Consider the following 25,481-nt stretch of genomic DNA (forward strand, 5'->3'; position numbering starts at 1 on the left):
GCCAAAAGGAGGCATTATTATCCTCATTCATCTATCTGGATTAAATAGAAACTTTCGTTAGGTGTTAAAGCAAGAGCTAGATTTAGGTTTGCAACGGTATAATAAGTACAACATTTTGAATCGAACGATGCCATGGTTGATACATCATCAAAGAAGTTGATCTCGCTCAGCAAATCAGATTCCCAACCAATCCATCTCCAAATATATAAGCGTTTTAAACAGGCTATAGAAAGTCATTTATTAAAAGACGGTGACAGAGTACCTTCCACCAGGACGCTCTCCATTGAGCTGAATGTCGCTAGAGGCACTGTTGAAAACGCATATTCCATGCTGTTGGGAGAAGGGGTGTTTACCTCAAAAGGGCAAGCTGGAACATTCGTATCTACGCCATATGCTTTTGATAAAGAAAGTAAGCGCTCCACTCCCAAAAACTCTAGTCAAGGACTCTCTAGTGTCTCACCAACTCAAGGCCCAGATTTAAATACTTATTCGCACATCTTTTTACCAGGCAGTCCAGCATACGATGCTTTCCCGCGCAAGATCTGGTCTAGGCTGGGTTCAAATAGAATGCGCAGCATGTCTTCAATTGAGATGTCACACAAAGACCCTTTGGGTTATTTGCCATTAAGGCAATCAATCGCGACCTATTTGCGATTATCTAGAGGTGTTGTTTGCGATCCGCGCCAAGTTTTTATGACTACGGGCTATCAGGGCGGATTGGATTTTCTAAGTAAGGTTTTAAGGCTAAGTGGTCAGGAAGTCTGGATGGAGGACCCAGGTTACCTATTCGCTTCAACCTTGCTAGAAGATATCGGAGCAAAAGTAATTAGGGTGGCAGTGGACAATGAAGGCTTAATTGTTTCAGAGGGTATCAAAAAATCGCCCCAAGCAAAGCTTGCGATTGTCACGCCGTCTCATCATAGTCCATTAGGCATGGCCATGTCGTGGTCTAGAAGAACTCAGCTACTGGACTGGGCTGGCAGCAATGATTCTTGGATTATTGAAGATGATTATGACGGTGAGTATCGATACTCTGGGTATCCCTTGCCGTCATTAAAAAGCTTGGATCAGTATGATCGAGTCATTTATGCAGGCACGTTTAGTAAGACCTTATTTCCATCATTAAAATTAGGTTACATCGTTCTACCGCAGAATTTGGTGGATATCTGTACAGAGAAAGCTAATATTTACCAGATAGGTAGCTCGATTACCTCTCAATTAATCGTTAATGATTTTATCGCTGAAGGCCATTTTTCTAAGCATTTGAACAAAATGCGCGCCCTTTATTCACATCGCAGGGAAATAACCAGCCATAGCTTAAGTGAAATATTAGGGCAAGAAATTGCAGTGAACTCACATAAAAATGGAATGCAATTAGTTGTAAAAATTGTTTCGGGTCATTCTGATAATGATGTTACAACCGCGTTCAATAAGCTTGGCTATAACATTCATGCATTATCGAACTGGACCACTGACCCTAATCAGAATGGTTTAATCATTGGTTTTACTAATGTTGCAAACAAAAAAGCCGCTGATGAAGCGGCTAGGAAACTGAAAAGTTGTTTTGCTGAGATTTAAATGCGTGATTTAACTACACGCTCTGAAAGAAATTTAAATCAGTTAGAAATTGCCACAAGTGAGCACAATAATAAAATCCATTTAATTGTTATATTACTTTAGATTCTCTACGTTATACCCTGCAGCACGCCAAGCATCAATTCCACCGGCAAGCGGCCTTACATTATAATAACCTTTTTTCATCAATGCCTTAGCGATCTTTGCTGCTGTTACCTCATTTGGGCAAGAACAGTAGAGTATGACGGCTTCATTATCATTGGTTTTAAACGTTAACTCGTCTAAGGTTTCCATCGTGATGAATTGAGCGCCCGGAATCCAGCCATCCTCAATAAGATGAGGTGCTCTTGTATCTAAAATAATTGGCGTTTCACCTTTAGCTAAAAGTATATTTAACTCATCCACACTAATGCGAGCCATGCGCAGATCTTTCAGAAATCTTTGCCTTTCCCACCATTTTGACGCGATGAAAACAAGCAGGGCTAATAAGACCAGCAGCATTCCCCATTTGCCCATTTCAACTAAAATGCTCATCAACTCATCAATTGCATTGCTGAACAACGAGCCTAACCATAATGCTGAACCAGCCCATAACGCTGCACCGAGTCCATCCATAATCAGGAAAACGATTAGCTTGGTGCCGGTAGAACCAGCCAGGGCGCTAGAGATCGAGGCGAATCCAGGAACAAATTTACATATCAGTAAAGCTGGTGGTCCAAATTTCAAGAACAGTGATTGGGATTGAGCAACGCAGGTGTCGGGAGAAAGTGATATTTTACAAAGCTTGCTCATCACCTTGTTTCCATATTTGCGCCCAGTAAAATACCAAAAGGTATCAGCTATCACGGCAGCTACAACAGCTGTAAGCAATACCACTGGGAAAGAAAACTGCTCAGGGCTAATTAATAAAGCGCCAGCAATTACTAGTGTTGGGTAAGCAGGGATTGGTAACCCCAGTTGCTCTAAAAAAACATTAACAAATACGATAATTAATCCAAACTGCTGGATTAATTCTGTGATGTAGCTCATAGATAACCATTATTCATTTATAAGATTTGAATCATACTCGATATCATGATTAGCTCATCCATTCTTTAGCTATGGACTCAAGTTCACTATATGCCCGCTTGAGCGCTTCTTCACGTGCAGTCTGATCAGAAAATTGAAGTGGCTGTGCGTCTACAAAGTGAGGGTTCTCTACGCCTAAAAAAGCAAAAGGTGAGCGTAGCGCAGGAGTAAGCGCATCCATGCCTGCCCAAGGGCTTAATCCGGGTCTTAAATCTGCGCCTCTAGCCGTGATAAAGATTACTTTTTGGCGAGTAAGATTTCCAGATGTTGTGCCATCAGCAAGGAAATTATAAGTAAGGTTAGTCCGCACTAAGTTATCAATAAATGCTTTAAAACTAGAAGGCATCGAAAAGTTATACATCGGCATAGCAAAAACAAGCATATCTGACATCAATACTCGTGCGCACAAATTATCGGAGTATTCCAGAACCTTTTTCATCTCATCGGTTCTTTCTGATGCCGGCGTATAAGTCGCTTTAGCAAAATCACCACTCACATGCGGCGGCGTATCAATAGACAGGTCAAGATAATCTATTTCCAAATCTGGAATTTGCTTTTTGAGCAAATCAACATAATAAGCGGATAACATTTTCGAGTTTGAAAGCGAGCTTTTAGGGCTAGCGTCTACATGCATTAATCTCATGTTAATCATTCCTTTTAAAACATTTAGCTAAAATATCAAAGAGCATCCTTGATTTATTTTACTGGTAATACTGCATCTACACCCTTATTCTTCAAGAGTAAGACTAAAAATTTAGCAGGATTTGTTTTACTGGCATTTCGTCCAATGGTATGGATGTCGTTAGGACCTTCGTAGAAAGTTTGGCCAGCTTTTAGTGTCACCTCTTTACCCCCTTTTACCCCCATGATTACCGAACCTTCTAACACATATAAGAAACAATGTGCATCATGGCGGTGCGGCACTTCAACTTCACCGGGCTTGTAATTAACTGTAATCATTAAAACTTCTTTACCAGGAATATCTGTTAAGTCTTTGATCATCACTGGTGTCACTTCAGGGCCTTCATGTGGAGCATCGTGTGCATTAACCGCAGTGGTGTAGTTGAGTGAGAATACTGCGATGAATAAAGCTTTTTTAATTCGGCTTAAGTGACTCATGGATATGTTTTCCTTTTTCAAATAATTAACCGTATTTAAGTAGCAAGTTAATTCTTGCCATTATGCAAATACGGTTAAGTTGGGCTGATATGGCCTGAGTTTATTAGGCGAGCGAAACTGATTGTTGAAGCCAATCTGCATAGCGGATCTGACCTATGCGAGGGTTCAACCCGGGAGTAAGTGATGCGTCATCAATCACTAACATGCCAAAATAAGGCGCATTATCATCAGTGATGACTTTACGTTTGTCTGAGTGCGTGTCTAAAACTTTTTGTATCAGTTTGTCCAACCCGATTTTTTCTGGCCCTGCAACTTCAACGATGTCATTTTTAGGGTTTTCAATCGCAATGTCAGCCAGTGCTTTTGAAACATCCGCTGCTGCCACAGGTTGTAAAGTGGCTGAACTCAAACGCACAGTTTCACCATCCGTACTTGCTTGGGCAATGCCCATCATAAACTCGTAAAACTGGGTTGCGCGCAATATCGTATACGGCAGTTTGGATGCCTTAATTAAATTTTCTTGCAGCAATTTTGCCTTAAAATAGCCACCTGCCTGCAAACGTTCTGTGCCAACAACTGATAGCGCGATATAATGTTTAATATTGGCTTTTGTAGCTGCGGCAATAAGATTGTTGGTCGACGACTCAAAGAAACTTAACACGGCAATATCTTCAAATGAGGGTGAATTCATGACGTCAATCACCACATCCGCGCCTATCAGTGCGTTGTCAAGACCTTCCCCTGTGACAGCATTAATACCTTGACTTGGTGAGGCTGAAACGGTTTCATGACCTTGCCCATTAAGAATTTTAATAAGCTTCGATCCAATCAGGCCGCTACCACCAAAAATTACCGTCTTCATCATATGTCTCCTAAGTTGAACTATTAAGTAAGTTGAATCTTCAAACCAATCAATTGACCGGGGTTAGTAAGTTGCTATGCTATTGAAGTGATTGACGAATATGTAGAGCCATATTTCATCCAAATGAATAGTCCATGTTGTCGTCTGGCTACTAAAGCTACATTTTTAATTTAAAATATACCCAATGAAACTCTACGAACAGCTTGCCGATTCTATTGCTCAGTCGATTCAAGAAGGGGTTCTTTGTCGTGGGGATAAACTTCCGTCTGTCAGGCAGGCAAGCGCCAGTAGAAACGTCAGCCCATCAACCGTTTTTCAAGCATATTATCTGCTTGAAGCCAGAGGCTTAATTAGCGCTCGCGAACGATCAGGTTATTTTGTTTCGGGTGGGGCAACTGGCATGCCAACTTCGCCTGAGCCGATTGCTCAGATGAATGAAGAGCTGACGCAGGTAGATGTAAGTGAACTTGTATTTGAGGTGCTTGAGTCGATTAGGGTCAAGAATGTCATTCCACTTGGGTCGGCTTTTCCTAGTCCCTTGTTGTTTCCTTTGAGTAACTTGGCGCGAACAATGGCTTCCAGTGTGCAAATGATGGACCCTTGGAGCAGTGTGGATAATCTAAGTCCAGGCGACGCAAATCTTCGGCGCCAGATTGCATTACGTTACATGATCGACGGATTGCATGTTGCCGCAGACGAAATCATTATTACCAACGGTGCGCTAGAGGCGCTAAATCTTTGCTTGATGGCGGTTGCCCGACCTGGCGACACGATACTGATTGAATCGCCCACTTTTTATGCGGCACTGCAATCCATTGAAAGAGTTGGACTGCGTGCAGTTGAGGTGCCTAGCCATCCTAGAGATGGCATCGATCTAAATGCGATGGAGTTGGCTTTAGAGCGCCATAAACCCAAGGCCTGCTGGCTGATGACAAACTTCCAAAATCCATTAGGCAGTTTGCTTTCAGATGAAAAGAAGAAGGCGTTGGTAGCCTTGTTAACTAAATATCAAGTGCCATTGATAGAAGACGATGTATACGGCGAGCTATATTTCGGAGATAAGCGACCCACACCAGCAAAAGCTTTTGATACCGAAGGTTTGGTCATGCATTGTTCGTCATTCTCAAAATGCCTTGCGCCGGGTTATCGCGTAGGCTGGGTCGCGACTGGTCGCTATTCAAAAGCAATAGAACGTTTAAAATTAACGACGACTTTATCTGCATCGGCGCCTGCACAAGTGGCTTTGGCGCAATACCTGCAAAAAGGTGGTTATGACAAACATCTTCGTAGTTTGCGACATACGCTTTTGGTTAATCAAATTAAATTTACTGAAGCAATTGAGCGTTATTTTCCTGATGGCACCCGATTAACAGTTCCACAGGGAGGCTATTTTTTATGGGTGAAACTGCCTGATGGTGTGAACGCCTTAGAGGTTCAACGTATTGCACTTGCAAATGGAATTAGCATCGCCCCTGGGCCTATTTTTTCTGCCCAGAAAGGATTTACAGACTATGTCAGATTAAATTATGGGCATATCTGGGATGCGCGTATTGAAGCGTCTTTATCTACTCTGGGATCTATAGCCCGTGATTTAACACCATAAAATCAGTTAAAAACAGCGTTCTATTTCTAACTGATATGCTTTTTATTCAAGCATCTGATTCTGTTTTTCTTTCATATTAAGCATTAATCTTCGCCATATTGAAATTTGTTTGGCAATTTTCGAATTGTCAAAAATTAAGGCGACTGAATGTATATCTATGACGAAATCGATCAAAAGTTAGTTGAGCAGCGTGTTGCTCAATTTAAAGGGCAAACACATCGATTTTTGAATGGAAAATTGAGTGAAGATGAGTTTAGAGTTTTAAGGCTTCAAAACGGACTGTACATTCAACGCCACGCGCCAATGCTGCGTGTCGCTATCCCTTACGGAATGCTGGTTTCAAAACAATTGCGCATGCTGGCCTACGTTGCAAGGCGTTGGGACAAAGGGTATGGGCATTTTAGTACTAGACAAAATATCCAGTTCAATTGGCCGCGTTTAGAAGACGTGCCCGAAATCCTGGCAAAGCTAGCCACCGTACAAATGCATGCCATTCAGACTAGTGGCAATTGTATCCGCAATACCACTACAGACCATTTTGCCGGTGTCGCGCCAGATGAGATCATCAATCCATTGGTATGGTGCGAAATTATCAGGCAGTGGTCTATGCTGCATCCAGAATTTGCATTCCTGCCGAGAAAATTCAAAATTGCAGTGAGTGGGGCATTAACTGATCGGGCTGCTGTCGGTGTGCATGATATCGGTTTGCAGGCAATTGAAGAAAAAGGAGTTTTAGGTTTTAGCGTTTGGGTGGGTGGTGGTTTAGGCAGAACGCCTATCGTGGGTAAGCTCATCAAGCCATTCGTTGCATGGCACGATTTATTAACTTATTTACAGGCCACGCTGCGTGTTTACAATCTGCATGGTCGAAGAGATAACAAATATAAAGCACGTATCAAAATACTGGTTAAGGACTTAACCCCGGAGGTTTTTGCAAATCAAGTGGATGAGCAGTGGCAGTTGATTAAAGATGGTCCAGACAAAGTGACTGAAGAGTATGTTGAGTATGTGTCCAATCGGTTCGAGTGGCCAAAATATGACCTGACATTATCCGAAAATGAAAACGATGTCATTGTTAAGAGCACAGAAAATCCTAAATTTGAAAGATGGCTGCGTACCAATGTGCACGGCCACAAAGTTAAGGGGTATGCATCTGTAACGGTCTCGCTGAAAGCGAGCGGCATTCCTCCGGGAGATATCACAGCAGATCAGATGGATGCGTTAGCGGATATGTCCGATAAGTACGGTTTCGGTGAGTTACGTGTGTCTCATGAGCAAAATTTAATATTGGCTGATGCGCGAAGGAACAGTCTTTATTCTTTATGGCTGGAATTGGATATGCTTAATCTGGCGACTCCAAATATTGGCTTGATTACTAATATCATCTCATGCCCTGGCGGTGATTACTGCAGCTTAGCCAATGCTGTATCGATACCTGTCGCTGCCGCTATACAGCAACGATTCGATGATCTTGATTTTGTGTATGAAATCGGTGAGCTTGATCTTAATTTGTCAGGATGTGTTAACGCCTGCGGTCATCATCATGTTGGGCATATTGGCATTCTTGGCGTCGATAAAGCGGGCGAGGAGTGGTATCAAATTACGATTGGCGGCAGACAGAATGGAGCCAGTAGTAGTCAGGGCGCCATTCCAGCTTTGATACGTGGTGGCGGTGCCGCAATTGGGCGTGTCATAGGACCCTCTTTTGCTCGCGAACAAATACCAGATGTCATTTATCGACTTATTCAGACTTATTTAAGGCTGCGTGATAGCGATGCAGAGCGATTCATTGATGTTGTTGAAAGGCTTGGTATAGAACCTTTCAAGCATGATGTTTATTCAGATCCATTATTAGCAAAATCTACAGTAAGTATGGCGGTTTTAGATGCTTAATAATTCTTTAAGGCTTATTAGGAATGGGCGGCTGGAAATCGATGTTTGGCGTCTGTTTGATGCGGATCCAGCCATATTGCCGCCTGATGAAAACTATTGGATGGTTAAGCTGGAAACATGGAAAAATCATCGTGAGCAATTAAGTCTACGAAAATTTCCAGTGGCGATATTAGTACCTTCAGATGCAGATTCCACAGACATTCTTTTTAAATGTGACAGTAGTGCTAACTTAGAAAAAATTGCACTCATTGCGATTGATTTCCCCACTTACACCGATGGGCGGGGTTTCTCACTCGCTCAAATATTGAGAAAACAATATGGATGGAATGGCGAATTAAGAGCCATGGGAGACGTACTTATTGATATAATCCACTATTTGGCAAGATGCGGTTTTGACAGCTTTTTAATTAAAGAGGGTCATGACGCAGAGTTAGCGTTAGAAGCATTCGAAACTTTCACTGTGCATTATCAAAGATCTTATCCTCAGCCAACAAAAGCAACCACTTAACAATTTGAATTTTTTATTTTAGTATTAATCAAGGACTTTTAATCATGAGTGCTAATAATGTCAGTCATCAATTCTATGATGACTATGCTGTCAGAAAATTTACCGTGATGGCGGTGATTTGGGGCGTGGTAGGTATGCTAATGGGGGCGGTTATTGCCTCACAGCTCGCCTTTCCTGAACTGAATCTTGGCATTTCCTGGACTAGTTTCGGGCGTTTACGTCCGGTGCATACCAATTTAGTCATATTTGCTTTTGGTGGCTGTGCTTTATTTGCTACCTCTTTGTATGTCGTACAGCGTACTTGTCAGACAACACTTCAATTTCCACAATTATCGCGTTACATGTTTTGGGGTTATCAAGCGGTTATTGTGGCAGCACTTATCTCTTTGCCTTTGGGATACACCTCTGGTAAAGAGTATGCTGAGTTTGAATGGCCAATTGATCTATTGCTGCTAGTAGTATGGGTCATGTATATATTCGTGTTCTTCGGCACGATTGCTGCCAGAAAAGTGAAGCACATTTATGTTGCTAATTGGTTCTATGGTGCATTTATCGTGGTAGTGGCTATATTGCACGTTGTGAACAGTATGGCAATACCTGCTGATTGGATGAAGTCTTACTCAATCTATGCTGGCGTGCAAGATGCCATGATTCAATGGTGGTACGGCCACAACGTGGTTGGTTTTATTCTGACTGCAGGCTTTTTGGGCATGATGTATTACTTTGTACCTAAACAAGTTGGACGTCCTGTCTATTCATATCGCCTTTCAATCGTACACTTTTGGGGTTTGATCTTTACTTATATGTGGGCGGGCTCACATCATTTGCATTACACAGCGTTACCAGATTGGACACAGTCCGTAGGTATGGTGTTGTCACTGATTTTATTAGCACCAAGCTGGGGCGGCATGATCAACGGCATGATGACGATGTCTGGTGCATGGCACAAATTACGTGACGACCCAATTCTGCGTTTCCTGATTGTATCTTTGTCGTTCTACGGTATGAGTACGTTTGAAGGTCCGATGATGGCGATTAAGACTGTTAACTCTCTTTCACATTACACCGATTGGACTATTGGTCATGTGCATTCTGGCGCTTTGGGCTGGGTAGGGTTCATTGCAATGGGTTCACTCTATTATTTGATTCCACGTTTATATGGTCAAAAACAAATGTACAGCATTAAGGCCATTGAAATCCATTTCTGGTTAGCCACGATAGGTGTCGTGATTTACATCACTGCCATGTGGGTGTCTGGTGTCACGCAAGGTTTAATGTGGCGTGCGATGAATGATGACGGAACATTGGCTTATACCTTTGTTGAGTCGGTTAAAGCTTCACATCCTTATTATGTCATTCGCTTATTTGGCGGCGCACTTTACTTAACCGGCATGGTAATCATGTTATGGAATACATTTAAAACGGTATCTATGGGGCAGGCTACACGTGCTGCGATTCCATCAAAACTTGTACACGCTTGAGAGAACGAAAATGAGTATAGAAAAAGATAAGAAAGAAGAAGGTTTTACGCACGAAACCATTGAAACAAACAGCTTTTTGATGGTGGTGTTGATTCTTTGTGTTGTGTCGTTTGGTGGTTTAGTAGAGATTGTGCCACTGTTTTTTCAAAAATCGACAACACAGCCAATTGCTGGCCTTAAGCCTTATAACCCGCTGCAATTAGCGGGGCGCGATATTTACGTGCGTGAAGGCTGTTATAACTGCCACTCGCAAATGATTCGACCATTCAAGGCAGAAACATTGCGTTATGGTCACTATTCGGTTGCGGGCGAATTTGTTTATGACCATCCATTTCAATGGGGTAGTAAACGTACTGGCCCGGATTTACAACGCGTTGGAAAAAGATACACGGATGAATGGCACCGTATTCATCTCATCAATCCACGTGATTTAGTGCCTGAGTCAGTTATGCCTGCATATCCTTGGTTAGAAGAAAATAAAGTGGATGCTAAGAGTTTGCCCAACCATATGCGAGCATTAAGAGTTGCAGGCGTTCCGTATACAGATGAAGAGATTGCAAACGCGACCAGTGAAGTGGAAGGCAAAACAGAAATGGAAGCGATGATTGCTTATCTACAAATCCTTGGTACAAGTTTGAAATAGCTGGAATAGTTAACTAGGTGAACATGATGAATATTACAGATTTAAGAATAGTGGCAACAGTCGCATGTTTTGTCGCATTCATTGGTATTTGGATATGGGCTTGGTCTAAACGCCATAAGAATAATTTTAATGAAGCGGCGAATTTGCCGTTTGAAGGGGAATAAGAAGTGAGTGATTTTACCAGTAACTTTTGGTCGTACTTTATCTCATTTATTGTGATAGGCGGCATTATTGGCTGCCTGGCTTTATTGCTGATGACCAGCAAGGTTAAGCAAATGAGTGATACGGACAATACAACGGGTCATGTCTATGATGAAGACATCGTTGAGATGAATAACCCATTACCACGTTGGTGGATGTGGTTATTTATTATTACTTGCGTATTTGGTGCAGCCTACTTAATTATTTATCCGGGACTGGGTATTTATAAAGGTACAGCGGGCTGGACAAGTATCAACCAATACGAGCAAGAAGTTGCGGAAACCAAAAAGAAAATTGCCCCAATCTACGCAAAATTTGCTGCCATGAAACCAGAAGATGTTGCTCAAGATAGTAAGGCAATGGCCATTGGTGAACGCTTATTTATGAATAACTGTTCTCAGTGTCATGGTTCAGATGCGCGCGGTAGTAGAGGTTTCCCTAACTTGACTGATAACGATTGGCTTTATGGCGGTAGCCCTGAAAAAATCAAAGAAACGATTACTTTGGGTCGACACGGAATGATGCCACCTATGGCTGCTGCATTAGGTAGTGCGGAAGATGTTAAGAACGTGGCCAATTACGTGCTTAGTCTGTCGGGCAGTATGTATCACTCTGGTAGGGCAGGTTTAGGGCAGCAGAAGTTTGCTATTTGTGCAGCCTGTCATGGTGCGGATGGTAAAGGTAATCAAGCGATTGGTGCGCCTAACCTGACGGACAATGTTTGGTTGCATGGTGCCGGTGAAGCAGCGATTATCAAGCGCATCAATGAAGGCAAAGATAACCAGATGCCAGCGCAGGGTGAACGACTGACTGAGGAACAAATACATGTCTTAACCGCTTATATTTGGAGATTCTCTAATTTGCCTGACAGCCAAAAACCAGATAATCAAGCGAATACTAAATAACCACTTAATTGCATGCATAAACAGCGAGTAATAAATTGACAGTTAGCCAGCAAAAATCTAAAAAAGTGATTCCTATCATCAGCGACCCAAATCAAGAAAAATTTGTGTCGTTGTATGAGGCGCAAAAGAAAGTCTATCCGCGCAGTATTAGCGGATACTTTCACCAGTGGCGCTGGATTACGATTTGGATCACTCAAATTGTTTTTTATGGCATGCCTTGGCTTGAATGGGGCAACAGACAGGCATTGTTATTGGATATCAGCACGCACCGTTTTTATATTTTCGGATTAGTGCTGTATCCGCAAGATCTGGTGTTTCTAGTCGTATTATTAGTCATTGCTGCATTGGCTCTCTTCCTGTTCACCGCAGTGGCGGGCAGGCTTTGGTGTGGTTTTTCGTGCCCGCAATCTGTGTATACAGAGATATTTTTATGGATAGAACGCAAGATTGAAGGCGATAGAGCGGCGCGCATCAAGCTAGACAGCAAGGCGCTTAGCTTTGAAAAAATCTATAAAAAATGGCTAAAACATGCCGCTTGGATTACTTTTTCCATGTGGACTGGTTTTACTTTTTTAGGGTATTTCACACCAATTAGAGAAATATCTGACAGCATTCTTCACTTTCATCTGAGTCCTTGGGAAACGTTTTGGATCTGCTTTTATGGTTTCGCCACTTATGGCAATGCAGGTTTTCTACGCGAGCAAGTGTGTAAATATATGTGTCCATACGCGCGTTTTCAGAGCGCAATGTTCGATAAAGACACTTTGATTGTTACTTACGATGAAGAGCGCGGCGAACCTCGTAGTGGGCGTTCTCGCAAGGTTGACGCGAAAGAAGCTGGTTTGGGCGATTGCATCGATTGCAGCCTTTGTGTGCAGGTGTGCCCGGTCGGCATTGATATCCGTGATGGTTTGCAATATGAATGTATTAGTTGCGGATTATGCGTAGATGCTTGCGATAGTATTATGGATAAGATGAATTATCCGCGTGGATTGGTTCGCTTTTCTACACAAAATGGTGTCAGTCATCATTGGTCAAAACACGAGATTATTCAAAAAATCCTGCGACCTCGTGTATTGATTTACACTGGTTTGCTGGTGTTGCTCTGTGTCGGCTTTGCGGTGTCATTGGGTATGCGTACGCCATTTAAGGTCGATGTCATTCGTGATCGGGGCGTGTTATCGCGCTTGGTAGAAGGTGGTAATGTTGAAAATGTATATCGTCTACAGATTACCAATGCCACAGAAGCCACGCAAACTTATCACATCTCAGCCACAGGTTTGGATGGACTGACTATTGCATCGCAAAATGAATTCACGGTTAATGCCGCAGACTCGCGTATGGTGGCGATTGGCTTACAGATTCCAGATGGCAGCATAAAAAGTGGCTCACATCCCATTAATTTTGAGATTAAAGCACTCGGGTTAAATGAAGCTATAACGGAAAAATCCATTTTTTATATGTCACGATAGGAGTACATATTAATGTCAGATAAGAATGTTAGTAAACCAGATAATGTCGATCTAGAAAATCGGCAATGGTGGCATTATGGTCACGCATGGCTTGTTTTTGGTGGCCCTGCCGCAGTTGTTATTGCTTGCATCATTACCGTTTATATTGCTGTTAAAGCGCAAGACCCCGTGATAGATGAGGATTATTATCGTCATGGGCTCGAGATTAACAAGACACTTGAGCATGCTAAAACATTAGAAGAGCGTAACTCATTAGAACCAGCCCTTCGTGCACGAAACCATGCAGCAACCGGCGTTAATCAGCAAGAATAATGCAAACAACTCTCATCTTTAGTGCATTATTGATGGGATTAGCTGGTGGCCCGCATTGTGTGGCCATGTGTGGCGCAGCGTGTGCATCACTTACTCAATCACAACCCAAAAAGCCGTTCGCCATCCAGTTTTACCATTTAGGGCGTTTATGTGGCTATGCTTTACTTGGTGCTATTGTTACATTTGGCATTACAAGCATCGCATGGCTGGCTGACTATACTGCAGCATTGCACCCAATATGGACGTTCTTTCATGTGCTGGTGTTTTTCTGGGGATTCTTGCTGGTCATTTATGCGCGACAACCTGTTTGGGTCGACAGGACTGGCCGAAAAATCTGGTCGCAGGTAAAAAGTGTAAGTCATGCAAAAGGCGGCCATTTTTATATTGGCATGCTATGGGCATTAATGCCATGCGGGTTGCTTTATTCCGCACTCATTATCGCCTCTTTTAATGGCAATCCATTAGGTGGCGCACTTACGATGGCAGCATTTGCGGTGGGCTCAAGTGTATCGCTGTTTTTTGCGCCATGGTTGTGGTTAAAACTCAAAACCAACTTAGTTGAACCTTATGGAATGCGATTGGCCGGACTAATGTTGAGCATTGCAAGTGGATGGGCCATTTGGATGCAGTTGGCACATGATACAAAAGTTTGGTGCATGTGATTTTTAATTGGGTTAAATCAATGGAAAATTGTTTTTTTTGAGATGATTGCGGGAATCTGATTTGTCAGCTAATACTTTCATCGCTGAAAAGCCGGTAATAAACCCTGCTTGGGTTATCTTGGATACTGAAGATCAATGGTTGGCTTTCAGCCAGCCATATGGTCAAGATTTATCGCAGCCGCTTGTTGAATCCAGCTTACTGTTAGATGGTTTGCGTTGTGCTGCCTGCTCAGGGATTATAGAGCATGGCCTGCAAGCCTTACCTGGTATTGTTAATGTGCGCGTTAGTATGTCAAAAAGACGTGCTGTAGTTGTGTGGTCTCCAACTCAAACGCGCCCGTCCAGTATACTTGCCGCAATCAAGCACTTAGGTTATGACGCAAATCCGGCATCGCATAATGAAAGCCAATTGAATATCACAACAAAAAGCCGAGCGGCTTTCTGGCGTTGGATGGTTGCTGGCTTTTGCATGATGCAAGTCATGATGTACGCCACGCCCAGTTATTTCACGAAACCTGGTGATATGACTGGCGATATTATTCATTTGCTAAACTGGGCATCATGGTTGTTAAGTATTCCTGTCTTACTGTTTTCAAGCAGCACTTTTTTTAGCAATGCACTTAGAGATTTAAAATTAAGACAGATCAGCATGGATTTACCAGTTGCACTGGGTATTGTCATTACTTTTGTTGTCAGCTCAGCTGCCACATTCGACCCTAGTGGCTGGTGGGGACATACCGTATATTTTGATTCGCTGACTATGTTTGTGTTCTTTTTACTCTCAGCCCGTTTGGTGGAAGTGAAACTGCATAGTAAAACACTGGGTGCTCTTGAGTCATTGGTTAGCCGTATTCCCGAAAATATTGAGCGGCTTAATTTAGATGGATCATATACGCGAGTGTTAAACAGTCAACTGAAAGTGGGTGACACTGTTCGCGTGAGTATGGGAGAGGCCTTTCCTGCAGACGGTAAAATTGTTCTTACCAACCTCAGCAACAATAGCACCAGTGTAGATGAGTCATTATTAACAGGTGAATCCACTCCAATTCTTAAAAATCTGCATGATAGAGTGATTGCCGGTAGTTATAACCTTGGCCAAGTAGTGCATATCCAACTGGAAGCAATTGGTGAGTCAACAAAATATAGCCAAATCGTTAGCCTTATTAATCAAGCGGCTATTGAAAAGCCAAGGTTATCGCAGCTCGCTGACCGCATAGCTAAACCTTTTCTTTTGTTTGTGATAATCAGTGCGGCACTGGCAGCAGCGATGTTATGGAATGTTGATCATGGTCGTGCGTTAATGACAGCTGCTGCGATATTGATTGTGACTTGTCCCTGCGCACTTTCTTTGGCAACGCCTGCTGCGATGTTAGCCAGCGCCAGTGCTTTCGTTAAACGCGGGATATTAATTAAGCGATTACAAGCGATTGAAAGCATTGCAGATATTGATACGATTATTTTTGATAAAACTGGTACATTGACGGATGATCATATTGAAATCAACTCAATCAGTCATAGAGAAGATTTATCTGAAATGATTGTGCTGACAATCGCTGGCGCAATCGCTGAAAACTCAATGCACCCCATCTCGCGCGCATTATTTAACGCAAGTCGTGCCCAAGTTAATCAGGATAATATAACGGTTGAATTGACTGACATTCAGGAGCAGGTTGGGGCAGGCGTAAGTGCCAGCTTAGTTGATAGCGTCTACTCAGAACATGTGCATGGTCAAATAAAGCTTGGGTCTGCAAAATACTGTGAAATTAAAGTAGCGGATACGTCCACACAACAGGTTTATTTGGCGGATGAAAATGGTTGGCTAGCAACTTTTAACCTGCAAGAAAAAATTAAATCTAATGTCGCAGAAACCATTCAGAGACTGAAAGAAATGCGTTTAGACATCGAGCTTCTGTCAGGGGACCAATCTCACTCAGTCACCAAGATGGCAAAAGCAATTGGTATTGCTCAATTCCAATCAGCTTGTAGTCCGTTAGATAAATTAAAGCGATTGCACGAGCTCAAACAACAAGGAAAAAAAGTGTTAATGGTGGGTGATGGCTTAAATGATGGCCCTATATTGGCTAGCGCGCTTGTATCAATTGCAATGGGTAAAGGTGTACCATTAACGCTTGCGCATGCAGACTATATTTTGCTCAATGGGGATATCAGTCAAATTCCAGAGCTAATTCAACATGCACAAAAAACCATGAGCATCATCAAGCAAAATATTGCCTGGGCAATTGTTTATAACTTAGTTTCTATTCCGCTTGCCTTTATTGGTGTCTTGTCAGCCTGGCTGGCGGGGTTAGGGATGGCATTGAGCTCAATAATCGTTGTAGCAAATGCCTTACGCTTAACAAACTTTTCTACGCGGCCTGAGTCACAGGTAATTGAATCAACGATAATCAGGCAGTTTGCTGCCAACCCTGTACAGGCTAAATAATGGATATTTTATTTGTGTTAATCCCACTTTCGGTCATTATGGCCATCATTGTCCTTGCCGGGCTTTGGTGGGCAGTTTACCGTGGGCAGTTTGAAGATATAGAAGATGAAGGACGAAGAATTTTTGAGAAAGATGAGTGATTCAATCACTATCCCGTGCTTAGACTCCCAGTCCAAAAGCTATAAAACTCGCGTGAGACTATTGAAATAAATTCTTTTAAATCTTGACTGATAAATAGACTTTGAATTTTATCAACTGCTTTACGGTAAGCTTGTTTGCCGTTCTTGTCCTCCCTTAGCACCTTAATAAGCATCAAGACAAATTTCTGCCTGGTATTGATATGTTCGCTTAGCATATCTGTTTGTCTTAAAGACTCTACATATAAATGTAATGGCTGGCTCTCAATGTCAGAAAAAAACTCTGATTCAATCGTGTTCCATAGCTCTAACGATGTTGCGTTGATTACATCATTTTCTAGCTGATTTGGTTTTAAGGCCGCCTGATGATTCGCGCCAAAAGCTAATCTACACTCACTTATCCAAAAAGGATAAAAATCTCTTGCAAGTTTTATGCAAAAAGTCTGTTCCTCAGTGTCAGCATGCAAGAGCATCGTTTCCACAGCTCGACGATATGATGCACCGTCAGCATGAACGCCATAAAGATAATCGGCGAGTACAATCAAAAAATACTTGCTTTCCCAAATAGTGTCTCTGTTAGCGCCTTTCTCACTTAAGGCGGCGACGTAGTGTTCAATAGCGTTCATCTCAATCAGATTAAGGTTTAACTCGCTGTTCACCATTTTTGTTAATTGAGTGAGCTCTTGATTGTCAGATAATCCAGCTTTAGTCAAAATGTTGCTTGCATAATGTGGATTCGTGAGAACCCTCTCTAACTTAACTAACCCGATATGCTTTTTGGCTTTTGACGCAAATTTTGACAATAACATCAATTTTTCATTACTAAGATTCACCAGTTGATTCCTTAAATTAAACTTTAGATTTTTAGATATTTTGTTTAAATGAAAGCGACTTAAACACACTATCAAAAAAGCTATAATCCAAGATGAAAGCTTAAGGTTAAAGCTTACTAAAATCTAGTGAAACTGCTTTATTAATGACTAAGTTAACATTGATTTACAACGGGTTGCCGGTATTTTTTAACAAAACCATAGTTTCAAAAAGAAACAGGATTAAATTGCTGAAGACTTGCTATACCGGTGCGTAATATGGCGCAATGATTAAAAAAAACCTGCCCCCTAAAGGGCAGGCTGATATTGTTTAATTAAAAGCTTTTAGAAACCGAGATCACATAACGTGAATCTACAATTTGGTGGTTATTAGAGAATCCATAAAAATCATGATGGCCTTTTTTAATATTAGTATCATGGTAGCGTAAGTCAACATTGTAGCCAAACATCTTACGGCTAACACCTACGTTCCAATGCCACCAATCAAGCTCTTCCTTACCATTCGCATTTGCATCCAGATTAGGACCACTGTTATGGAAGAATTGATAGCCAACGCCTCCTGATACTACAAACTTATGTGGCAATGCATAACTAGGATGGATTGCTATGTTGTGCGATTGAAGCCCCTTAACGCCAAACCAATCTGTGATGGTTGGAGAATATTCAAGTTTAAGATTTAGCTGACCAATTTGTTTATCTATGTAGTTGAACATCTCTAAATAATTAGAATCACTGTCGCCTGGATATACATACTGGAAAAACATACCATTGTAGTTAAATCCTGTGCCCGCAATATCTTTAGCACTGTATCCAATATATGGGCCCCAAATAGCATTTATCTTTGGATTGTTACCTTCAGAGTCGCCTCCTGGAAAGAGATTGTTTGCACCATAGTAGCCTAAATACAGGCCGCTTGGATGAGACCAGGTAATTGCTGCTTTTAATGATGGGATTTTTCCGTCATTGGTTTCTGATTCACCACGAAAAACATAGTCTGAAGCAAATTCTACCCAAGTGGTAAATTTACCGCCAAACAGTGTTTCACTATCCAGAAAATCATCAAATGCAGTAGACTCTTTTGCTGCTTTGGCAGGGCCTGTTTCAGCGGGACCTGTTTCGATGGACAATGCTTCCTCTTTAGATTTATCTGCTCCTGCAGCGAGTACATTTACAGATAAGGCCATACCTACCGTGAGTAACCCAGCGGTTTTAAATAAACGTGCGTACATTTCATTCTCCTAATTCTAATTTAGCCTTACGGCTGATTTGTTTTTATTGAGCACAGGGCAGCAAGTTATGCCTTTAGTGGGTAACTATGCGGTTGGCTAAGTCCAGTTTCAGCTGGGGGTGCGGTTTCTTCTTTCGGTCTATCTGCGCCTGCAGCTAAAGCATTTGCAGACAAAATCATACTCACCGCGAGCAAACTCGCAGATTTAAATAAACGTGTGTACACTTCTTTCTCCTAGTTTTAATTGAAGCCTTACAGCCCATTCGTTTTATTGATGTACAGGGCGGCAAGTTGTGCCTGCTGCAGGGACCATGCGATTAGCTAAGTCCAGTTTGGGTGGGTTAACATAAGTAACGACTGGTTCTACAGCTGGGTAGGTAATCGGCACCTGACTTGGCACATTTTGCGCTTCAGTATTTTTAACACCACGTTTCGTGTTGTATGGGTCGTCAAATACACCATATTCACCAGGCTGCATTTTGTAAGTAACCGTTTGTTTCGCTATTCCCGCATTAGCCATGTATTTGTTGGCATTGTTCCAATCTCTGCCATCAAGATTGCTGTAAAACTTAATGTCTACTAATACTGCATCGCAAAGTGGAGTAACTTCTTCATATTGTGTAGGCCAGCCTGAACCGCCTGTGGTGTTAGGGTAACGACCCCAATCACCGCCTTTGAAAGGGCAGGCACCACCACCATTAAATGCTGCACGGTTAGGATGATGTACGCCATAGATTGGTAATCCCACAGTTTTGCCAATTTCACCATTTTCGAGATGAAATCTTGGTTGAGCAGTAACGGTAGTTTTTAACTTCAATCCTGCATTTTTTATACTGTCGTAATAAGGGCCGTCAGGTCTTACATATCTTAGGTCGTTATTATCTTTATTGTCATAAACCGCTGTAACAAAAAGGTAAGGCTTATTAAAGAAAGGGCGCTCTACTAAGTAATACTCAACATTTGTTTTATTGGCATCAATGGCTTCCCATTTCACATGCAGATTATCTTTCCCTTTTTGACCAACATTCACCCAAGAGCGAGCATCTGATAATTGATTGAGTCTAAGAACTTGGGTGTAATTTTCTTTTACATCCAAACCAGCTCGCTTACCTAGAGGACCAACTTTATTTGCACCGGGTTGACTAAAAGCAAAGTTCATTGCCTGTTTGGCATATGGGTAATCGTTTTCAGACATGGTGCAATAAAAGTTAGGCAGTTCTATAGGCTCATGTTTTGCATATTTACCTTTGTATTTGGGGTGGCTAATTGGCAAATCGACAAAGTTTAACTGACCATCTTTTGTGATTTTTTCATCCGGGAATTTATAGCCCGCCCAACTTTCTTCAGGTAAATAAGAACTGTAGTCACTTTCTATTGTTGCTAAATTTTCTTTAGTTGCTAAATCTGCAGTTGCAGGTAAGCCGCTTGCACCTTTTTTCAGGTATTCACGCACTGTGCCGTTTTCCTGCACACGCCAAAGGCCATGCTTACCTTCGCCAATCATGGTTAATACTTGCTCAGCCACGTTAACAAAACGGTAAGTATAATTAGTACTCATATACCCGGTATAGAAGGGCAGGTGCGGAATCTGTGAGTGCGTTCTATTAGGTCGACCTGTGCCCACTAGAGCCTTCTGGCCGTCGTTTTCTTTAATATTCTGGTCACTGGTGTAAAAGAAAGGATCTCCCTGTGTTAGATCCGTAAGATTAATACTCTCTTCTGCCTGCGCCACTAATGCCGCAACACATAAAGAAGCCAACAGTGACAATTTGTAAGTCGGCATTTTTTTCATGATCGTTTTCCTTCTAAGCTTTTGCTGGTTCAATAGGTTTTAATAATTAATCGGTTAAATGTGAATTAAGCGCCATCTATTTCACGTTGACCACAAATAAAACCTAAACCTGAGCTTTCTGATTTAAAGTTGATGGTTGAGCCTTTAGGGAAGAAAAACACATCGCCTGGTAACGCTTTCACTGCTGTAGTACCATCATTAATAGTCATTTCACCTTTGATAATGATTTTAGCTTCATCGTAACCATATGTATAAGTTAATGATTTACCTTTATCCATTCTGAACAAACCACAGGCGATAGGTGCTTTAGGGTCGCTGGATGCAACAATGTCTTCCAAGAAAGCATTAGTTCCTTCTACATTCATGGATTTAATTTTCATGCGTGAAGCATTTTTAAAGTACTCCATTTTTTTACTACCAGCAGGTACCTCTACACCATGCGCCATTAATCCTGCGGCATATGAAACAGCAACTGCAACAACGACGCCGCCTAATAAATATGACTTTTTCATTTTCATCCCCACAATTAAAAATTGATAATTTAATTAAGAACGTTTGTTCTTTCATTAGAGACATCATATTTGTTAATGGAATGTAATTTCTTGACAAGAAACCCCTATAAAACCTATAAAAAGTAATTTTGTTGTAATTAAAGTGTAAACGTAATGTAAATTTCATGAATTATATGGATTGACAAATAATCAAGAATTAAGAGTAATATATAAAAAAGAAATTACTACGATGACAACTGGGTATGTATGAACTTACTGAGGTTAACTAATTGAATTTATTCAATTATAAAGATGAGCCGCCTTCAAAGCGTGTTTTAAAACAGCATTTTATTGATGCTAACAGAGAGGTGTTTCCACAAGATACGCTTAACTGTGTTGCTCATCTGATATTAACAGTTGAAGACCCAGATGAGATGATGACAATTGCCTTAGAGTTTATTGTGAAAAAACTTGAGGCATGTCGCGCAGATATTGGCTTTGCTAGACCACAAGATCATATCTATAAGCCTGCTTCGATTTATTATAGCCTGAGTTCAGACCCTCCGAATTGCACAGGTACCGTATTTTCTAATCAAGATAAAGTATTTCAGAAAACTTGGCATCAGCGCTTGCCAGTGGCGTGTGATAACGTGCAATCAAATCCGTTACTCTATGATTCAAGAAAAAAATTTGAATCCATACAAAGTAAGTCAATTTTGTTTCAGCGACTCGTTTGGGATAAAACCCCCGTGGGCATGACATGTATAGATTTTACGCATGAACACCATGTTTGGACGCCAACCGAAATTGATTTCGTCGCAGTGTTCAGTGAGGTGTTTTTGGGGCCATTGCTTGGTATTAGCCATTATTGGCACGATCCTGAAAAGTATCGACTCATCAAAAAACCCACACAGTCTGAATTGATGGCCATTAAACTTGCGGCAAAAGGTTTTAGCTATAAGCAAATTGCTGAAGAGCTAGGGAAGTCAATTCGTACCATAGAAAATCAACTTAGAAATGCCAGAGATACACTTAATGCATCAAATCAGGCAGAACTGATTACCAAGTGCGAAATATGGCTTTAATAAAATCAATGGCTATGACTTAATTTAAACGAAAAGGCCTACATTTCTGTAGGCCTTTTCGAATTTGGCTGCTCAAATTGAGTGAAAGCCAGAAACATCCGGATTAGCAATTGAGTGAACTTAAGTTTTTATTCGATTAAATCTTATCTAAGATACACATACTCAATGTAGTTTGGCTTTAAAATTAATGACATATAGCCAGACAATGCGCCAAATATTCAAAGGATCAACATGTTGAAAAGTTTTTGGAAAAAAACTTCATCTCCCCCTCATTTAATTGCTTTACGTATTTTCATCGTCTATATCTTAATTGGCGTTATATGGATATTTTTCAGCGATCGTATCCTTCAGACGCTGGTCACTACGCAAGAACAGTATACTCATTACAGTATTTATAAAGGCTGGGCATATATTATGCTTACCGCACTTCTGCTTTATTTCTTAGTACGTAAAACCATACAGGAATATCTTGAAATAGAAAGCTCTTTAAATGTAAGCGAGGATCGTTGGAAATTCGCGCTAGAAGGCGCTGGAGATGGCGTTTGGGATTGGAATGTGGTCACGGACCAAGTATTTCGCTCGGCACGATGGAAGGAAATCTACGGATATATCAATAATGAACTGGAAGAAACTGCTACGGCAGGGCGCAGGCTTGTGCATCCAGATGATTTGTCTCATATGCTGGAAGACACGCAAGCTTATTTACAAGGGAGGAGAAATATCTATACGTCTGAATTTCGACTTCTTTGCAAAGATGGCACTTGGAAATGGACACTAAGTCGCGGTATGGTTATCAGCCGCGACGATGATGGTAAACCTTTGCGTATGATTGGTACACATACTGACATCAGTGAGAGGAAAAATGCTGAGGCTCAAGTGTTTCGCTTGGCACACTACGATCAAATCACTCATCTGGCTAATCGAAATTTATTTCTAGACCGTTTTCAACAAGAGATTAAAAAGAGTCAGCGCAACAACCAATCTATCACTTTAATGTACTTGGATTTGGACAACTTCAAGGAAATCAACGATACACTCGGGCATGATATGGGAGATTTGTTGCTGAAAGAAACCGCGGATCGCCTAGTGACTTGTGTGAGAGCTGATGATACTGTCGCACGCATGGGTGGCGATGAATTCACCATCATATTGAGTAGTCTCAATAATCAAATGAGTACTGAGCCTATTGCACAAAATATTTTAGATAAGTTTGCTGAGCCTTTTAATTTGGAAGGTGAGGTTGTGTATATCACCACCAGCATAGGCATCAGTGTTTATCCGGTTGATGGCACAGAGGTGGATGTATTGCTTAAAAATGCAGATCAGGCGATGTATGCGGCTAAAGAGCAGGGCAGAAACCGCTATCACTATTTCACTGCATTCATGCAAGAAGCTGCGTTAACTCGCATGCATCTAAGCAACGATTTGCGCGGCGCATTGGCAGCAAATCAATTTCGATTGTATTACCAGCCTATTGTAGAACTCGCATCCGGCAATATTCATAAAGCGGAAGCCCTAATTCGCTGGCAACATCCACAACGCGGTTTGGTTAACCCGGATGAGTTTATCCCTATTGCCGAACACACCGGCATGATTATTGGAATTGGTGACTGGGTATTTGCCGAAGCGGTAGATCAGGTCGTTAAATGGCGTGCCCATCAGCCCGATTTTCAAATCAGCATCAATCGCTCTCCAGTGCAGTTTAGGGCTAACCTCAAATATCACCTGAATTGGATCAACCATCTACAGTCACTAGGACTATCCGGAAACAGCATTTGTATCGAAATTACTGAAGGTCTATTGCTGGATGCCCGTGATGGGGTAATAAGTCAGCTGGATAGTTATAGCAAAGCCGGTATTCAAGTAGCAATTGATGATTTTGGTACTGGCTATTCATCGCTGGCATACTTAAGGAAATTCAATATTGATTATGTGAAAATTGACAGGTCATTCACGTCTAATATCTATCCGGATTCTAGCGATTTAGTGTTATGCGAGGCCATTATCGCCATGGCGCATAAGTTAGGCAAAAAAGTAGTTGCAGAAGGTATTGAAACTCAAGGGCAACTAGATTTGCTGATGGCGGCAGGTTGTGATTTTGGGCAAGGCTATTTATTTTCCAAGCCAATTCCTGCTAACGATTTTGAAAGCCTTTTATGGAAAAGAACTAAAGTCAAAAGTTTGACCGGACAATAAAACTTGCTAGTGCTAATTCTCCCGTATATCGACAAGAATGCATGGTTTCTTTATTCAAATGAATCCGATGGCGTTGAAAAGTTACAAATTGATGACTTAATACATAGGACGCACTGTCAATGAGTGCGCCCTATGCCGGTTGCAGCGCTTAGTATGAAAATAGAGTAAATGCCAACGTTTATTATTAAATCAAATTGACTTTATGGCTTTTTGAGAATGCTAAAACCATACTTTTGGAAAACTTCCAAAGCTGCATTAGATTGAATATAAGCAAAATAATCATTATTCACATTTTTTGCATTCGCCACAAATGCCATTGGATAAACAATAGGCTTATGGCTCTCTTCTGGAAAGGTTGTAATAATTTCTACTTTATTCGAAACTTTAGCATCGGTCTCATAGACAATTCCCGCGCCGCACTCACCGCGTTCAACAAATGCCAGTGCTCCTCTTACATCTTGTGCACCGACGATTCTGGTTTTAATCCCATCCCACCAATTTAAATAAGTAAGTGATTCCTTAGCGTAGATACCTGCAGGCACGGATTCAATGTCACCGGTACATAATCTACCGTCAAAAGCTTTTGAGAAATCGAATGACTTCTCAAGCTTCACGTTAAAACCACGGCCTTTTGGGGCGATAAGCACTAACTTGTTGCCTAAGAACTCTTTACGCGATGCTACGTTAATCAGTTTTTTATCCTGCAAATAATTCATCCATTTAGTATCCGCTGAGATAAAAATATCCGCAGGTGCACCATTTTCAATTTGTTTTGCGAGGGTTGAAGAGGCGGCGAAAGAGTGGGTGATTTTAGTCGCCTTTTCTTTTTCGTACTGCACACTTATGTCAGTCATGGCGTTGGTTAAGCTAGCAGCAGCAAATACGGTAACTTTGTCATCAGCATTCGCAACGATACCTAAAATTGCAAGCAGTAAGGCAATTGCCCATGTAGCAATATTTTTCATCATGTTTTTT

25 protein-coding genes are annotated in these 25,481 nt (G+C 41.5%); 15 read left to right on the plus strand and 10 right to left on the minus strand.

Translation table 11 applies throughout. The features are described from left to right. Positions 1-132: 132 nt before the first annotated feature. Positions 133-1,578 carry a PLP-dependent aminotransferase family protein gene (locus tag K370_RS01860; protein ID WP_047537529.1) on the plus strand — a complete coding sequence of 482 codons (1,446 nt, stop codon included), beginning with the start codon at positions 133-135 and terminating at the stop codon, positions 1,576-1,578. Between the two features lie 93 nt (positions 1,579-1,671). On the opposite strand, the gene K370_RS01865 is transcribed toward K370_RS01860, so the two are convergent. The 4 genes from K370_RS01865 to K370_RS01880 all read right to left on the minus strand — a co-directional run bounded on the left by K370_RS01865 (position 1,672) and on the right by K370_RS01880 (position 4,627). After that, positions 1,672-2,604 carry a DedA family protein/thiosulfate sulfurtransferase GlpE gene (locus K370_RS01865; RefSeq protein ID WP_047537534.1) on the minus strand — a complete coding sequence of 311 codons (933 nt, stop codon included), beginning with the start codon at positions 2,602-2,604 and terminating at the stop codon, positions 1,672-1,674. Positions 2,605-2,653: 49 nt separating this feature from the next. Beyond that, positions 2,654-3,286: an FMN-dependent NADH-azoreductase gene (locus tag K370_RS01870; RefSeq protein WP_047537537.1), complete on the minus strand. Its 633-nt coding sequence runs from the start codon at positions 3,284-3,286 to the stop codon at positions 2,654-2,656. A 53-nt stretch (positions 3,287-3,339) separates the two neighbouring features. Beyond that, positions 3,340-3,762 (minus strand): cupin domain-containing protein, encoded by a 423-nt coding sequence (locus K370_RS01875; protein WP_047537540.1) that lies wholly within the window; start codon positions 3,760-3,762, stop codon positions 3,340-3,342. Between the two features lie 103 nt (positions 3,763-3,865). After that, on the minus strand, positions 3,866-4,627 hold the full coding sequence (locus K370_RS01880) for an SDR family oxidoreductase (protein WP_200883418.1): 762 nt from the start codon (positions 4,625-4,627) through the stop codon (positions 3,866-3,868). Between the two features lie 181 nt (positions 4,628-4,808). Between K370_RS01880 and K370_RS01885 the strand changes: the two genes are divergently transcribed. The 12 genes from K370_RS01885 to ccoS all read left to right on the plus strand — a co-directional run bounded on the left by K370_RS01885 (position 4,809) and on the right by ccoS (position 16,887). Continuing rightward, positions 4,809-6,227: a PLP-dependent aminotransferase family protein gene (locus K370_RS01885; protein WP_047537545.1), complete on the plus strand. Its 1,419-nt coding sequence runs from the start codon at positions 4,809-4,811 to the stop codon at positions 6,225-6,227. A 147-nt stretch (positions 6,228-6,374) separates the two neighbouring features. Beyond that, entirely contained in the window at positions 6,375-8,120 is a 1,746-nt protein-coding gene (locus tag K370_RS01890) for a nitrite/sulfite reductase (RefSeq protein ID WP_047537551.1), read from the plus strand. Then, on the plus strand, positions 8,113-8,628 hold the full coding sequence (locus K370_RS01895; RefSeq protein ID WP_047537554.1) for a DUF934 domain-containing protein: 516 nt from the start codon (positions 8,113-8,115) through the stop codon (positions 8,626-8,628). Before K370_RS01890 ends, K370_RS01895 begins: the two co-directional genes overlap by 8 nt. A gap of 44 nt (positions 8,629-8,672) precedes the next feature. Further along, the gene (gene ccoN / locus K370_RS01900) at positions 8,673-10,109 is read left to right on the plus strand and encodes a cytochrome-c oxidase, cbb3-type subunit I (RefSeq protein ID WP_047537559.1); all 1,437 of its coding nucleotides are present in this window, start codon (positions 8,673-8,675) and stop codon (positions 10,107-10,109) included. A gap of 10 nt (positions 10,110-10,119) precedes the next feature. After that, positions 10,120-10,752 carry a cytochrome-c oxidase, cbb3-type subunit II gene (gene ccoO, locus K370_RS01905; RefSeq protein WP_047537564.1) on the plus strand — a complete coding sequence of 211 codons (633 nt, stop codon included), beginning with the start codon at positions 10,120-10,122 and terminating at the stop codon, positions 10,750-10,752. Positions 10,753-10,775: 23 nt separating this feature from the next. Beyond that, entirely contained in the window at positions 10,776-10,916 is a 141-nt protein-coding gene (locus tag K370_RS01910; protein WP_235272657.1) for a cbb3-type cytochrome oxidase subunit 3, read from the plus strand. 3 nt (positions 10,917-10,919) lie between these two features. Further along, on the plus strand, positions 10,920-11,858 hold the full coding sequence (gene ccoP / locus K370_RS01915) for a cytochrome-c oxidase, cbb3-type subunit III (RefSeq protein WP_047537567.1): 939 nt from the start codon (positions 10,920-10,922) through the stop codon (positions 11,856-11,858). Positions 11,859-11,893: 35 nt separating this feature from the next. After that, positions 11,894-13,330, plus strand: coding sequence for a cytochrome c oxidase accessory protein CcoG (ccoG, locus tag K370_RS01920; RefSeq protein ID WP_047537572.1), 1,437 nt, complete (start codon positions 11,894-11,896; stop codon positions 13,328-13,330). Positions 13,331-13,342: 12 nt separating this feature from the next. Beyond that, complete coding sequence (locus K370_RS01925; RefSeq protein WP_047537575.1) at positions 13,343-13,642, plus strand: FixH family protein; 300 nt, start codon at positions 13,343-13,345, stop codon at positions 13,640-13,642. After that, positions 13,642-14,304, plus strand: a complete 663-nt coding sequence (locus K370_RS01930) for a sulfite exporter TauE/SafE family protein (protein ID WP_047537578.1) — start codon at positions 13,642-13,644, stop codon at positions 14,302-14,304. Before K370_RS01925 ends, K370_RS01930 begins: the two co-directional genes overlap by 1 nt. A 61-nt stretch (positions 14,305-14,365) precedes the next feature. After that, on the plus strand, positions 14,366-16,747 hold the full coding sequence (locus K370_RS01935) for a heavy metal translocating P-type ATPase (protein WP_052185134.1): 2,382 nt from the start codon (positions 14,366-14,368) through the stop codon (positions 16,745-16,747). Further along, a complete protein-coding gene (gene ccoS / locus K370_RS01940; protein WP_047537581.1) occupies positions 16,747-16,887 on the plus strand; it encodes a cbb3-type cytochrome oxidase assembly protein CcoS in 141 nt (46 codons plus the stop codon). The genes K370_RS01935 and ccoS overlap by 1 nt, the downstream gene beginning before the upstream one ends. Positions 16,888-16,895: 8 nt before the next feature. Here the strand turns inward: ccoS and K370_RS01945 are convergent, their stop codons facing one another. From K370_RS01945 to K370_RS01960, 5 genes are all read right to left on the minus strand, one after another. After that, positions 16,896-17,717 (minus strand): hypothetical protein, encoded by an 822-nt coding sequence (locus tag K370_RS01945; RefSeq protein ID WP_047537584.1) that lies wholly within the window; start codon positions 17,715-17,717, stop codon positions 16,896-16,898. 311 nt (positions 17,718-18,028) lie between these two features. Continuing rightward, complete coding sequence (locus tag K370_RS01950; protein ID WP_200883420.1) at positions 18,029-18,943, minus strand: TorF family putative porin; 915 nt, start codon at positions 18,941-18,943, stop codon at positions 18,029-18,031. A gap of 65 nt (positions 18,944-19,008) precedes the next feature. Continuing rightward, complete coding sequence (locus K370_RS12215) at positions 19,009-19,167, minus strand: hypothetical protein (protein ID WP_160255834.1); 159 nt, start codon at positions 19,165-19,167, stop codon at positions 19,009-19,011. A gap of 43 nt (positions 19,168-19,210) precedes the next feature. Continuing rightward, entirely contained in the window at positions 19,211-20,734 is a 1,524-nt protein-coding gene (locus tag K370_RS01955) for a hypothetical protein (RefSeq protein ID WP_200883422.1), read from the minus strand. A gap of 65 nt (positions 20,735-20,799) precedes the next feature. After that, positions 20,800-21,246, minus strand: coding sequence for a cupin domain-containing protein (locus K370_RS01960; RefSeq protein WP_047538820.1), 447 nt, complete (start codon positions 21,244-21,246; stop codon positions 20,800-20,802). 269 nt (positions 21,247-21,515) lie between these two features. Here K370_RS01960 and K370_RS01965 point away from each other — a divergent pair, with 269 nt between their 5' ends. After that, entirely contained in the window at positions 21,516-22,310 is a 795-nt protein-coding gene (locus tag K370_RS01965; RefSeq protein WP_047537587.1) for a sigma factor-like helix-turn-helix DNA-binding protein, read from the plus strand. Between the two features lie 414 nt (positions 22,311-22,724). Next, positions 22,725-24,506 carry a putative bifunctional diguanylate cyclase/phosphodiesterase gene (locus K370_RS01970; RefSeq protein WP_235272658.1) on the plus strand — a complete coding sequence of 594 codons (1,782 nt, stop codon included), beginning with the start codon at positions 22,725-22,727 and terminating at the stop codon, positions 24,504-24,506. A gap of 200 nt (positions 24,507-24,706) precedes the next feature. Here the strand turns inward: K370_RS01970 and modA are convergent, their stop codons facing one another. Next, positions 24,707-25,474, minus strand: a complete 768-nt coding sequence (modA, locus tag K370_RS01975) for a molybdate ABC transporter substrate-binding protein (RefSeq protein ID WP_047537590.1) — start codon at positions 25,472-25,474, stop codon at positions 24,707-24,709. Positions 25,475-25,481 lie beyond the last annotated feature (7 nt).

The sequence above is a fragment of the Methylotenera versatilis 7 genome (assembly GCF_000799165.1).
Taxonomy (GTDB): Bacteria; Pseudomonadota; Gammaproteobacteria; order Burkholderiales; family Methylophilaceae; genus Methylotenera_A; species Methylotenera_A versatilis_A.